At 58.7% G+C, this 12857-nt stretch carries 15 protein-coding genes; 13 read left to right on the top strand and 2 right to left on the bottom strand.

What is annotated here, in order from left to right; translation table 11 throughout:
- Window positions 1-62: 62 nt before the first annotated feature.
- The 3 genes from AC2TEL_RS07160 (at window position 63) to AC2TEL_RS07150 (ending at window position 2683) form a co-directional block, all read left to right on the top strand.
- On the top strand, window positions 63-1295 hold the full coding sequence (locus AC2TEL_RS07160; RefSeq protein ID WP_480840756.1) for an MFS transporter: 1233 nt from the start codon (window positions 63-65) through the stop codon (window positions 1293-1295).
- Window positions 1296-1361: 66 nt separating this feature from the next.
- A complete protein-coding gene (locus tag AC2TEL_RS07155) occupies window positions 1362-2240 on the top strand; it encodes a 50S ribosomal protein L11 methyltransferase (protein ID WP_480902888.1) in 879 nt (292 codons plus the stop codon).
- 98 nt (window positions 2241-2338) lie between these two features.
- Window positions 2339-2683: a hypothetical protein gene (locus AC2TEL_RS07150; protein ID WP_480840752.1), complete on the top strand. Its 345-nt coding sequence runs from the start codon at window positions 2339-2341 to the stop codon at window positions 2681-2683.
- 115 nt (window positions 2684-2798) lie between these two features.
- Here AC2TEL_RS07150 and AC2TEL_RS07145 read toward each other — a convergent pair whose 3' ends face one another.
- The gene (locus tag AC2TEL_RS07145) at window positions 2799-3014 is read right to left on the bottom strand and encodes a DUF1127 domain-containing protein (RefSeq protein ID WP_480840750.1); all 216 of its coding nucleotides are present in this window, start codon (window positions 3012-3014) and stop codon (window positions 2799-2801) included.
- A 333-nt stretch (window positions 3015-3347) separates the two neighbouring features.
- Between AC2TEL_RS07145 and ruvC the strand changes: the two genes are divergently transcribed.
- The 4 genes from ruvC to AC2TEL_RS07125 all read left to right on the top strand — a co-directional run bounded on the left by ruvC (window position 3348) and on the right by AC2TEL_RS07125 (window position 6230).
- Window positions 3348-3845 carry a crossover junction endodeoxyribonuclease RuvC gene (gene ruvC / locus AC2TEL_RS07140; protein ID WP_480840748.1) on the top strand — a complete coding sequence of 166 codons (498 nt, stop codon included), beginning with the start codon at window positions 3348-3350 and terminating at the stop codon, window positions 3843-3845.
- On the top strand, window positions 3842-4519 hold the full coding sequence (gene ruvA / locus AC2TEL_RS07135; protein ID WP_480840746.1) for a Holliday junction branch migration protein RuvA: 678 nt from the start codon (window positions 3842-3844) through the stop codon (window positions 4517-4519). The genes ruvC and ruvA overlap by 4 nt, the downstream gene beginning before the upstream one ends.
- A gap of 4 nt (window positions 4520-4523) precedes the next feature.
- Window positions 4524-5543: a Holliday junction branch migration DNA helicase RuvB gene (gene ruvB / locus AC2TEL_RS07130; protein WP_480840744.1), complete on the top strand. Its 1020-nt coding sequence runs from the start codon at window positions 4524-4526 to the stop codon at window positions 5541-5543.
- A gap of 63 nt (window positions 5544-5606) precedes the next feature.
- Window positions 5607-6230, top strand: a complete 624-nt coding sequence (locus AC2TEL_RS07125) for a hypothetical protein (RefSeq protein ID WP_480840743.1) — start codon at window positions 5607-5609, stop codon at window positions 6228-6230.
- A gap of 23 nt (window positions 6231-6253) precedes the next feature.
- Here AC2TEL_RS07125 and AC2TEL_RS07120 read toward each other — a convergent pair whose 3' ends face one another.
- On the bottom strand, window positions 6254-7981 hold the full coding sequence (locus AC2TEL_RS07120; protein ID WP_480902885.1) for a SulP family inorganic anion transporter: 1728 nt from the start codon (window positions 7979-7981) through the stop codon (window positions 6254-6256).
- A 165-nt stretch (window positions 7982-8146) separates the two neighbouring features.
- Between AC2TEL_RS07120 and ybgC the strand changes: the two genes are divergently transcribed.
- From ybgC to pal, 6 genes are all read left to right on the top strand, one after another.
- A complete protein-coding gene (ybgC, locus tag AC2TEL_RS07115) occupies window positions 8147-8554 on the top strand; it encodes a tol-pal system-associated acyl-CoA thioesterase (protein WP_480902882.1) in 408 nt (135 codons plus the stop codon).
- A gap of 107 nt (window positions 8555-8661) precedes the next feature.
- Window positions 8662-9357, top strand: a complete 696-nt coding sequence (tolQ, locus tag AC2TEL_RS07110) for a protein TolQ (protein ID WP_480840737.1) — start codon at window positions 8662-8664, stop codon at window positions 9355-9357.
- A gap of 1 nt (window position 9358) precedes the next feature.
- Complete coding sequence (tolR, locus tag AC2TEL_RS07105) at window positions 9359-9835, top strand: protein TolR (RefSeq protein WP_480840735.1); 477 nt, start codon at window positions 9359-9361, stop codon at window positions 9833-9835.
- A gap of 9 nt (window positions 9836-9844) precedes the next feature.
- The gene (locus AC2TEL_RS07100) at window positions 9845-10945 is read left to right on the top strand and encodes an energy transducer TonB (RefSeq protein WP_480902879.1); all 1101 of its coding nucleotides are present in this window, start codon (window positions 9845-9847) and stop codon (window positions 10943-10945) included.
- A complete protein-coding gene (gene tolB, locus AC2TEL_RS07095; RefSeq protein ID WP_480902877.1) occupies window positions 10942-12261 on the top strand; it encodes a Tol-Pal system beta propeller repeat protein TolB in 1320 nt (439 codons plus the stop codon). Before AC2TEL_RS07100 ends, tolB begins: the two co-directional genes overlap by 4 nt.
- Window positions 12262-12350: 89 nt before the next feature.
- A complete protein-coding gene (pal, locus tag AC2TEL_RS07090; RefSeq protein WP_480840729.1) occupies window positions 12351-12854 on the top strand; it encodes a peptidoglycan-associated lipoprotein Pal in 504 nt (167 codons plus the stop codon).
- Window positions 12855-12857 lie beyond the last annotated feature (3 nt).

The raw sequence follows: 12857 nt of genomic DNA, 5'->3' as shown, positions 1-12857 counted from the left end.
TGCAGAGCCACTGTGCCTTCTTGCCTCTCGCCAAAGTGCGGAAATGGGCGTACAGGAGTCTCATGCAGAAACCCGTGCCCTTGTCTGAGGCGCAGAGCCTTCCGTTCTGGCGCCGTCCAGTGACGCTCTTGTTCGTGATGGCGCTGACCATGCCTATCGCGTTCAATGCGTGGAGCGCGCTGCTAAACAATTTCGTGATCGAAGTGGCGAATTTCGACGGGGCGGATATCGGTCTGCTGCACACGGTGCGCGAGATTCCGGGTTTTCTGGCTGTTGGCGTGATTGCAGTGATCCTGTTTGTCCGCGAACAGGTTCTGGCGATGATCTCACTGATGATGCTGGGCGTCGCAACGGCAGTAACTGCGTGGTTCCCGAGCTTGGGTGGCTTGCTATTTGTCACTCTGTTCAGCTCGATCGGCTTTCACTATTACGAAACAGTGAACCAATCGCTGCAGTTGCAGTGGCTGCCCAAGGACCGGGCGCCGCAGGTTCTGGGGTGGCTGGTGGCCATGGGTTCGGCGGCGACGGCGGTGGTCTATGGCCTGATCGTGCTGACCTGGGATCGGTTCGATCTGTCTTATAACACCGTTTTCATGGCTGCCGGTGGATTTACGGCGCTGCTGGCATTGTTTTGTCTGTTCGCCTATCCACAATTTGAAGCCCCGACGCCTCAAACCAAGAAACTGGTGCTGCGTCGCCGCTATTGGCTGTACTACGCGTTGCAGTTCATGGCAGGTGCCCGGCGGCAGATATTTGTCGTCTTTGCAGGCTTCATGATGGTCGAGAAATTCGGGTTCGAGGTGCATGAACTGACCAGCCTTTACCTGATCAACCTGATGATCAATATGGCAGCCGCCCCCATGCTTGGCAAAGCTGTGGCTGTCTTTGGCGAACGCCGCACATTGATCTTCGAATACACCGGGCTGGCCATCGTGTTCGCGGCTTATGGGGGGATCTACTGGTTCGGCTGGGGCGTGCTGCTGGCGGCGATCCTTTACGTAATTGATCACGTGCTGTTCGCGTTGGCGCTGGCCCTGAAGACCTATTTCCAGAAAATCGCGGATCCGGCGGATATCGCGCCGACCGCTGCTGTGGCCTTTACCATAAATCATATCGCAGCGGTGTTCCTGCCTGCCTTGCTTGGACTGCTGTGGGTGATTTCGCCCGGTGCGGTGTTTGGTCTGGCGGCTGCGATGGCTCTGGTGTCTCTGGCATTGTCGCTGCTGATCCCGCGCCACCCCGAACCCGGCAACGAAACGATCCTGTCAAAATACGCGCCTGCGCCAGCCGAATAGGCGCTTGCGCTTGACCTTGGCTATCCATCGCCCTAGGCGCTGATGCAGCTTAGACAGGAGGCCCCCATGCCCACATTTACCGCGCTGACCACCCTGACCGGTAAAACTGCCGCAGAAGGATTGGGTGAAGCGATGGAACGTCTTGATCCCGAACCCACCGGCATTGGCGTGTTCGAGGTCGAAGACGGGTCGGGATTGTGGGAGGTCGGAGGCTATTTCACCGAAACCCCGGATGAAACGGCGCTGGCCGTTTTGGCCGCCGCATTCGAAGCCAAGCCCTTTGTGGTTTCGGAATTGCCCGAAACCGATTGGGTGGCTCATGTGCGCCGCGAACTGGCTCCGGTCGAGGCGGGCCGGTTCTTTGTCCATGGCAGCCACGACGCGGACAAGGTTCCCGACGACAGCATTCCCTTGTTGATCGAGGCGGCCATGGCATTCGGCACCGGCCACCATGGCACCACTTTGGGTTGCCTCAAGGCGCTGGACTGGCTGTTGGATCAGGGATTCTCGGCCACCAAAGTGGCCGATATCGGCTGTGGCACAGCAGTTTTGGCCATGGCCGCGGCGCGGGTGTGGGACGGCGACATCCTGGCCAGTGACATCGATCAGGTGGCTGTCGACGTGGCAGAGGCAAACCTGAAAGCAAACGGTATGGCCGGAAAGGTTCACTGTGTCGAAGCCGCGGGATTTGATCATCCCGACCTGCAGTCCCACGCGCCTTATGACTTAATTTTTGCCAATATCCTGAAAGGCCCTCTCGTTGTGCTGGCGCCCGAAATATCGAGCAATTTGCGCGCTGAAGGGCAGGCGATTCTGTCCGGAATCCTGAATGAACAGGCTGACGACGTGCTGTCTGTTTATGCTCAAAACGGGTTCAATTTGGCTCGGAGGGGCGAAATTGGTGAATGGACGACGCTAATCTTAACGAAACAGGGCCAAAATTAGACCATTTACGGGAGTTTTCTGGAGTCTCGCCACTCTTTTGTCGCATTCTGTTCCTAACCTTACTGGATGCAATCGGGGGGCGGTTTTCGGAGGCTGCCATGACTGGAAAACAACTGGAATTCAATCAGCGCATTACGCGTCTGTCCAAGAAACATCAAAAGCTGAACCGTGGATACCGTGCGACCATGCGCTCGGACGGGTTGGTTGTGATGAAGCCGCAGCGGGTGCGTTCGGCGATTCCAGCGCGTGTGTTGATCCTGGCCCTGGTTGGCTTTTTTGCGTTTAAAGCGTTCTTGCTGTTCCACCTCGGGGCCTCGACCTATCAGGACCGCGTTGACAGTCTGAACGCAGGAACGTCAGTAGAAAAAGCCGGCGCCTGGATCATGCAGATCGACCCGGTATCCGAATTCCTGTCGGTGCAATTCGTCAAACTCTGGTACTGACCCGCCCGATACATCTCCTATTGGAAAAAAAACACCGCGTGCTTTGCAGCATGCGGTGTTCTTTCTTGCCCCACAGGGAGGAGGAAGGGGCATGTGAGTGGTGGCTGTAACAGCCTTACCGGCGACCTTCGGCGACAACGTCGATGTCACCGCGGCACAGGCCGATATCTTCCAGTTCACGGTCGGTCAGACCGCTCAGCGCGTTGCGGGTTACGCGGGCGTCGTTCCATTCCACAACGGCGCTCACCGCCGATACGAAAATTGCGCCGATACGGCCAACGAGGCCGAACGAGCCAGTGGAGGCGATGCGGGTAGTGTCCAGTGCAGCCATATCCTGTTTCCTTCTGGTTTGTGTTAAGCTTTGATCTTGCGATCTGCCGGGCATCTAGTGATGTCGAATTACCCGTGCAAGAGCATTTTTTGCATGTGTCCTATGCAGTTTCTGCAATGCTCTGAGAACCTGTAATCCCCTTAAATAATTGGTGAAAATGCGTTAATGAAACGGGTCGATTCCAGACCATTCGAGGTCGAAAACAGTCCTCTTTGTCGCCAGCGGAACAGATGTGTCGTTTTTAGCCGTGAGGTCAATTCGCTTGGAAAATGTTCATGTTTCGTGCTAATCGGTAAAAAAGATCAGGAAAACCCGAGCAGGCCGAGGCAAAACATGCGGATTCTGGGCATTGATCCGGGGCTTAGGACCCTGGGATGGGGCGTCATCGAATCAAATGGCAGCCGCCTGAGTCACGTTTCAAATGGATTGTGCAAGTCGGACGGGGACGATCTGGGGGAACGCCTGCTGTCGCTGCACAACCAGATTGTCGAAGTCATTGCCGAACATCAGCCGGATCAGGCCGCAATCGAACAGACATTTGTCAATAAGGACGGTGCGGGAACGCTCAAGCTGGGTCAGGCGCGTGGCGTTGCCTTGCTGACGCTGGCTCAGGCCGGGCTGCCGGTGGGGGAATATGCGCCCAACAGGGTCAAGAAAACTGTGGTTGGGGTAGGGCACGCGGAAAAAGAGCAGGTTCTTCACATGGTCAAGCTTCAGCTGCCGGGGTGCCAGCCCAGAGGAGCGGATGCGGCGGATGCCCTGGCGATTGCGATCTGCCACGCCTATTACGGAAAATCTCAGCAGGCGCGGTTGAAAGAGGTGCGGGCATGATCGGCAAGTTGACAGGGCGATTGGATTACCGTGCGGCGGATCACGTGCTGATCGACGTGCGCGGCGTCGGGTACATCGTTTATTGTTCCGACCGGACCATGGCCGCCTTGCCGGGTGTCGGAGAAGCCGTATCGATTTACACCGACATGGTCGTCCGGGAAGACCTGATGCAGCTTTATGGCTTTCTGTCGTTGATCGAAAAAGAATGGCACCGTTTGCTGTGTTCGGTACAGGGTGTCGGTGCCAAGGTTTCGCTGGCCATTCTCAGTGCGCTGGGACCGGACGGTGTCAGTCGCGCAATTGCCCTGGGTGACTGGGGTGCCGTCAAGGCGGCCAAGGGCGTCGGCCCGAAAACGGCGCAGAGGATCGTACTGGATCTCAAGGACAAGGCGCCGGGCGTTATGGCCATGGGGGGTACGGTAGCCGAAGCGATGGACGGCCCGGACCTCGACGTTGTCGAACTGGCTGAGCCGGCTCTTGTGCCCAAACGCGCAGCCAGGCCGACCTCGGGGGCGGCGGCGGCCTCGGCGGGTGCGTTGTCTGCCCTGTCCAATCTGGGCTATGGACCATCCGAAGCCGCATCCGCCGTTGCGGAGGCTGCGGCAAGCACGCCCGACGCAGGCGAGGCCGACCTGATCCGCGCCGCTTTGAAACTATTGGCTCCGAAAGGTTGAGAAGATGGTTGATGCCGACCCCGCCCTGCGCCCCGAGCCATTGCCGGAAGACAATGACCGCGCATTGCGCCCTCAGGGCCTCGATGAATTCATCGGCCAGGCGGAAGCGCGAGCCAATCTGCGCATATTCATCCAGTCCGCGCGTCAGCGGGGCGAGGCGATGGATCACACGCTGTTCCATGGTCCTCCGGGCCTGGGCAAGACCACGCTGGCGCAGATCATGGCGCGCGAGCTGGGGGTGAATTTCCGCATGACCTCGGGGCCGGTGCTGGCCAAGGCGGGGGATCTGGCGGCGATCCTGACCAATCTGGAAGCGCGCGATGTACTGTTCATTGACGAGATCCATCGGCTGAACCCGGCGGTCGAAGAGGTGCTGTATCCGGCGATGGAAGATTTCGAGCTGGATCTGGTGATCGGTGAAGGCCCGGCGGCACGCACGGTGAGAATCGAATTGCAGCCCTTTACGCTGGTTGGGGCGACGACGCGGATGGGGTTGTTGACCACGCCGCTGCGTGACCGCTTCGGCATTCCGACGCGGCTGCAATTCTATACGGTGGACGAGCTGCACGAGATCGTCACCCGAAACGCCCGTAAACTCGGCGCGCCGGCAGATAACGATGGCGCGCGCGAGATTGCCCGGCGGTCGCGGGGAACGCCCCGGATCGCGGGGCGGCTGCTGCGGCGCGTGGTGGATTTCGCCATTGTTGAAGGAGACGGGCGGATCACGCGAGAATTGGCCGACGGAGCGTTGACCCGCTTGGGTGTCGACAATCTGGGGTTGGATGGTGCGGATCGGCGGTATCTGAAACTGATTGCCGAAAACTATGCGGGTGGTCCTGTGGGGATCGAGACGCTCTCGGCTGCGTTGTCTGAAAGTCGGGATTCACTGGAGGAAGTCATTGAACCCTTTTTGCTGCAGCAAGGGTTGATCCAGCGTACGCCGCGCGGACGAATGCTGGCGCAGAAAGCATGGGCGCATTTGGGGATGGCTGCGCCCAGAGGCCAAAACGATCTGTTTGGTTGAAGCTGGCCCTTTTAGATCTTAAGCCTTCGGCGAGAGTATTTTTGAAAAGATGAAGGGTTGGGCGTGACACCGGAAGAAATCGAGGTGCTGTTCACCCGCGAAAGCGGTGAGTTCCTGTTTGCGCGCTGGGGGCGGCCGATCGTTCCCATCGTATTTGGTGTCGAGGACGAAACCCTGTCCACGGTGAAAGGGGCGTTCGAGGCCGTTGTGACCCTGGCCGGTCACAAGATGGCTGAAACCGACCCGGAGCTTGGTGCCAACTGCATGGTCTTCTTCTTTCGCGAGTGGCAGGAATTGCTTGCGGTCCCCGATCTGGATCGGCTGATCCCGGACCTCGCGCCGCTAGTGGATCGATTGGTTGCTGCTGAGGCCAATCAGTATCGCATATTTCGGTTTGAGGAAGACGGCGCCATTCGAGCTGCTTTTGTCTTTTTGAAGATGGACGCAGAGTTGTCGAAGGTTCCGGCCGAGACTTTGGCCCTGAGCCAGGTTGTGCAGACAATTCTGTTGTGGTCGGACATCGCCTTTCGAAGTAAATCCCCGTTGGCAATCGCAGGGGATGCAACGATTCTGCGCCCAGAAATAGCTGCGCTGATCCGCGCGGCGTATGATCCGGTTTTGCCGGGGGCCGCGCAGGACCCATCCCATGCATTGCGTCTGTTTGCCAGGCTGGAGCTGCCACAGTAGGCGGCGGTCTTTGCCGCCTTCGGTCAATGTCCGCTGGCAATATCGCCCTTGCGATTGTGAAAGGCGTGCAGGAGGTCAGTTCCGCTGTCGAAAAACGCGGCTTCTCCAACCAGAGCACTTACACCATACCGATCCAATTCTGCTTTGACGTCGGGTTCAACATAAACAAACACCAGCTCGATGTTTTTTTCCTGCAAGGCCTCGTGAACAGATCGGAGCGTATAGCCGGCCGTGAAATCCACATCATCCACAGAAGATGCGTCGATGCATATCCAGTTAACGGGCGATTTGGCGTTTTGGATGATCATGTTGATGTCATCGGATAGGCGCTGCGTGTTGGCGTAGTACAAGCTGTGAGAGAACCGATAGATCACCAGGCCGGGTTCGAACTGGTTTGGCTGCTCGAGAGCTTTTGCGTGCCAGCCACCGGTTTCATTTTTGACGATCACAGAGTTTTTCGGTCGATATCCCCGGCGCGTGTGGTCGATGAGCGAAAGGACCATGGCAAAGAGGATTCCTTGTTCAACACCGACAATCACGACAACGGCGGCTGTTCCCGTTGCAATCCAGAATTCTGACCGGGCTTGACGGTAAATCCGCGCAAGCCCACGCACGTCGATCAACTTGACGCCGATCAGAAACACGATGGCCGAAAGTGCGGCATTGGGAAGATAGGCGAGGGGGCCGGTGAGAAACAGAATTACCACCAGCACAATGGCCACGGTCGTCAGTTGTGCGAGCTGGCTGCGACCACCGGCGCTGGCCACCATTTCAGTCTTGGTTGGACTGCCGTTGACCACGAACGTGCCTGTAAAGGCGGCCCCCAAATTGGCGAGACCCAGCCCGACGAGGTCGGTGTTCTCGTCGAACTTCTCCTCATACCGGGCTGCGTAGGCGCGCGAGGTGGCGGCACTCTGCGCGAGTATGACGACAAAGATTGAAGCCGCAGTGGGGAGCAGCTGTTTGAACAAAGACCAGTTCCAGTCGACATCGGGCAGCGAGAGGGAGGGCAAACCACCCGGTACCGCGCCCAGAAGGGCGATATCGAACGTATCGAAATTGAAGGCCCAACTGCACAGGATCACGCCGAGAATAGCGATCAGGGGGCCCGGGATTTTCCTGGATAACCGCGTGCAGCCCACGACGATGAATAACACAGCCATGGAAACCGCCAGCGTCGACCAACTGGCCTGATCGATGTTCTGAAAAGTTCCCTGAAGTTTCTCAACCGTTCCGTGGCCGGTGACCTTTATCCCAAGCATCCCCGGCAACTCGCCCGTCGCAACTTGAATGCCGACGCCAGTCAGGAAACCGACAAGTACCGTTCTGGACAGAAAGTCAGCCAGAAAGCCTAATCCGATAATCCGGGCGGCAATCAAAAGCACCGCCGCCATCAGCGCCAGAAGGGAGGCCAGAGCCAGGTATTCGGATGTACCAGAAACCGCCATTCCCGCCAATGCCGAGGCGGTGATTGCCGCCGTGGCCGAATCCGCGCCCACCACTAGATGTCGGGACGATCCGAAAATCGCAAACAGGGCCATCGGAATAAGGATCGTGTAAAGCCCTGTAACGACAGGTGTTCCGGCGATTTTAGTGTAGCCCATCACCTCTGGGATCGCGAGGCATGCGAAAGTAAGCCCGGCAAGGATTTCGGTCGGCAGGCGCGTCCGGTTGAACGGCAGCACCCCCCGCAGAACCGGCATATGTGTCCTGGTCTTTTTCTGTGCGGCCTGAACCATGCGTGCGTCCATTCTGCGTCAAATGATAAGGCAAACCCTAGACGCCCGCCGCGCGGATTTCGAGTAAAGCATTGAAATCCGGGATTGCAGGTCGTGCCACATGCGTGCATCCCTGTGGGGAAATGGCCTTGTCGTGCCAGAAAATTTGTCGCCAACAGATTTGCCGGACTTGTCAGCATGGATGAAAAATCTGCCGGAAAACACACGCACACCTACTCGGTCCGCGTATATTATGAAGACACCGACATGGGCGGCGTGGTCTATCACGCGAACTACCTCAAATTCATCGAGCGCGCCCGGTCGGACTGGGTCAGAAACCTGGGCAACGATCAGAACGCCATGCGGGATGCAGGTGTCGTCTGGGTCGTGCGCCGGATCGAGGCAGATTATCTGGCTTCTGCAAAGTTCGATGACGAGCTGACGATCGAGACGGGTGTTGTATCGATCTCAGGTGCGCGACTGACCATGTCGCAAATGGTCAAACGCGGTGATACTGAGGTTTTTCGTGCTGTTGTCACAGCGGTATGTATGAATGATCAGGGCAAACCAGTGCGGCTTCCGGCAGAGATTCGCGCATTGCTGTAACAAAATGGCCAGCCAGGGTGGTTCTGTTGGCATTTCATGACCAACTGCGTTAGCGTTTGGCAAAACAAGGCCAAATGGCTGTCAGGCATTTAATAAAGAGCAGGTTCATGGAAGCTGAAACGCTGGCGCTGGCGCAGGAGATCGATTTCTCCATGTGGGGGCTGTTTGCCCGCGCGACATTTATCGTCAAGGTGGTGATGCTGATCCTGGTGGTCGCATCTTTTTGGTCGTGGGCGATCATCATTCAAAAGCTGATCAACTATCGGTCCGCTCGGCGCGAGGCGCAGGTGTTTGATGAATCATTCTGGTCAGGTAATCCGCTGGACGAGCTGTTCGAGCAGATCGGGACTCAACCCGATGGAAGCTCAGAAAAGATTTTCGCAGCCGGTATGATCGAATGGCGACGCTCGCATCGGACGGATGGTGGGTTGATCGCAGGCGCCACAGCACGGATTGACCGTTCGATGGATGTGGCCATTGCGAAAGAGGCCGAAACCCTGCAAAAAGGTCTGCCCATTCTGGCCACGGTCGGTTCGACCGCGCCCTTTATCGGCCTGTTTGGCACCGTTTGGGGCATCATGAACGCCTTCATTGAGATTGCCGAGCAGCAAAACACGAACCTTGCCGTTGTGGCGCCCGGTATTGCCGAGGCACTGCTGGCGACGGGTCTTGGCCTGCTGGCGGCGATCCCGGCAGTGATCTTCTACAACAAGCTGAGCGCGGACAGCGATCGCATCGTCAATGGCTACGAGGCCTTTGCCGACGAGTTCGCCACCATCCTGTCGCGCCAGTTGGACAGCTGATATGGGCGCGGCGGTACAACAACCTTCTGGTGGGAACGGGCGTCGGCGCGGGCGTCGGCGTGGTCGCGCTAACCCAATGTCCGAGATCAATGTGACACCCTTCGTGGATGTCATGCTGGTGTTGCTGATTATCTTCATGGTGGCGGCACCACTGTTGACGGTCGGTGTGCCCGTGGATTTGCCGAAGACGGCTGCCAGTGCTCTGCCCGGCGACAGCGAAGAACCGCTGACAGTGACACTGACGGCTGATGGCAGGGTGCAGATACAGACAACCGATATTCTGCGCGAAGAGTTGATTGGAAAACTGCGCGCGATTGCAGCAGAACGCAGCAGTGACCGCGTGTTCCTGCGGGCCGATGGCGCGATCCCGTACGCGCAGGTGATGCAGGTTATGGGCGCGCTGAATGCGGGTGGGTTCTCCAATGTGGGCCTTGTGACCGATACTGGCGGGCCGACGCTGGACGATGGTGGAGAGTGAGGTCGCACGGTGGAGACCGGCACCAAGATTTCGGCGATTGCGCATGTCAGCCTGATCAGCTGGGCGCTGTTCGGCGGGACCTTTCGGTCCGAGCCGCTGCCGATGGCGGTGCAGGATGTATCCGTGATATCGTCTGAGCAATTCGCGTCCATGACTGCCCAGCGCGAGGCACCGCAAGTCCCGGCACCGCCCACCGACCTGCAACAACCCGCAGAGCCCGAGGTTGAAATCAATGCTCCGCTGCCGACGGAAGTGGTGCAACCAAGCCCCGAGACAACCACACCCGACGAACCCGAGCCTGAACCCGAACCGGAAGCCGTTGAAATAGCCCCCGAGCCTGAACTGACCGAAGAACCGCCGACATTGGAGCAACCTGAAACCGAGGTTGCGGTATTACCGGTGCCACCCGGCCCCGAGGCCCAGCCTCGTCCGGTGGACAGGGTTGCTCCGGAACCCGTCGCGCCGCCCCCGCCTGATGTCAAACTGGATGACGTTGAGACGCCACCCGTCTCGTTGGACGACGGGGCCGAAACCCAACAGGAACAGCAGGATGAGACCGCGCCGGAAGAAGCCACCGATCAAATCGTGACCGAGGCGGAGGAGACAAACGAAACGTCGCCCCTGACGTCTCCACGACCCCGTACACGGCCCAACCGCCCCCAGCCACCGGCTCAGCCTGAAGTCGCGGAATCCGCCGAACCTGCGGAAGAGCCCGCACAAAACAACCAGCAAGCCATCGACGACGCGTTGGCCCAGGCGCTCGGTCAGGGCAGCGAACCCTCTGGCCCACCCCTGACAAGTGGTGAAAAGGACGCCATGCGTCTGGCCGTGTCAAAGTGCTGGAACGTCGGGTCGCTGTCGACGGACGCCCTGCAAACGGTTGTTGTTGTTGGATTCTCGCTGTCCCGTGACGGCAAGGTGGTGGGCGGTAGTATGCGGATGCTGGACAGTACCGGCGGTACGGCTTCGTCTGCGAAACAAGCCTATGAGGCCGCCCGGCGCGCGATTTTACGCTGCGGGGCCAAAGGATACACCCTGCCTGCTGACAAATTCGACCATTGGCAGGATATTGAGATTACATTCAATCCCGAGAGGATGCGGATCAAATGATGAAACTTCTGACCAGCCTCTTTGTTGGCCTTTCGTTGCTGGCGGCACCGGTTTACGCGCAAAGCGGACCGCTGCGTCTGGAAATCGACGAGGGGATCATCGAGCCGATGCCTTTCGCGGTGCCGAGCTTCGTGCCAGACAGCGCAGCCGCGGCCCAATATGCGCAGGACATCTCGCGCGTGGTAGCAGAGGATCTGACGGGAACCGGGTTGTTCCGCGAGATTTCTTCGGATGCTTTCATCAGCCGGGTCAGCAGTTTCGACGCCCCCGTCCAGTTTGCTGACTGGAAGGCGATCAATGCGCAAGCATTGGTGACCGGGGCGGTCAATGTCTCGGGCAAGCGACTGACGGTGCGGTTCCGGGTTTGGGATGTATTCTCGGGCCAGGAATTGGGCAACGGGTTGCAGTTCGCGGGCACCACTGAGGGGTGGCGGCGCATGGCGCACAAGGTCGCCGATCAGGTCTATAGTCGGATCACCGGCGAGGGGGGCTATTTCGACAGCCGTGTCGCCTTCATTTCGGAAAGCGGGCCGAAGGATCAGCGGCGCAAGCGGCTGGCAATCATGGATTATGACGGTGCAAACGTTCAATACCTGACCGACAGCGCAGCAATCGTGCTTGCTCCTCGGTTCTCTCCCTCGGGCGACCGGTTGCTGTACACCAGCTATGAATCTGGCCAACCGAGTATCTACGTGATGGACGTCGCCCGGGTGCGGCAGCAGGCGCTTAAAACGCAGGAAGGCACAATGAGCTTCTCTCCGCGTTTTTCGCCTGATGGACGGTCTATCGTTTATTCGTTGACGCAAGGTGGCAATACGGATCTGTGGAAAATGGATCTGGCCTCGGGCCAAAGCGTGCGGTTGACCAACACGCCGGCGATTGAAACCGCGCCCAGCTACGCTCCGGACGGAAGCCAGATCGTGTTCGAAAGCGACCGTTCGGGTTCGCCGCAGCTGTACATAATGCCTGCAAGCGGTGGTGAGGCGACGCGGATCAGTTTCGGTCAGGGCCGCTATGGTACCCCGGTCTGGTCGCCGCGCGGTGATCTGATTGCCTTTACCAAACAAAACAAAGGCCGGTTTCATATCGGTGTCATGCGTACGGACGGCAGTGAAGAGCGTCTTCTGACGGCTTCTTTCCTTGATGAGGGCCCGACCTGGTCGCCCAACGGGCGCGTTATCATGTTCACGCGGGAAACGCAGGGTGCCAGCGGGCGATCCTCGCTTTATTCGGTCGATATTTCGGGGCGCAATCTTCGTCCGGTGCGCACACCGGATGGCGGCAGCGACCCGTCCTGGGGGCCACTGCAGAATTGATCGACGGCAGCGGGTCGTCAAAGTTCACAAGAAACTCGCGCTATGCTAGTAGAGACGTCAATAAACAAAACGGAACACGAGGCATTGAGATGAAACTTCTGAGCAAATTCGCGGCGGTGGGCGCGCTGGCCCTGATAGCCGCCTGTACGAACAACGATCCTTCGGCATTGGGCGGCGGTGCAGGTGGCAGCGGTGCTCTGGTTCCGGGATCGCCAAGCGATCCGCGTTCGCCAGCCTATTTCCAGCAAACGGTCGGGGATCGCGTGCTGTTCGCCGTGGACCAGTCGACGCTGTCTCCGCAGGCGCAGACCATTTTGCAAGGACAGGCGGACTGGCTGTTGGCCAACCCGGACTACGTGGCCACAATCGAAGGGCACGCGGACGAGCAGGGCACGCGGGAATACAACCTCGCCCTGGGTGCGCGGCGGGCGAACGCAGCTCGGGAATTCCTGATCTCGCGCGGCGTTGCGGGGAACCGTCTGCAAACCGTCAGCTATGGCAAGGAACGCCCGATCGAGATTTGCAGTACCGAAGAATGCTATGCCAAGAACCGCCGGGCGGTCACGGTGCTGACCGGCTCAACACTGGGGTAAGAC

This window comes from Ruegeria sp. HKCCD9138 (assembly GCF_057220975.1).
Note: the sequence above shows the minus strand (reverse complement) of the source record. Positions and strands in the feature narration are given on the sequence as shown.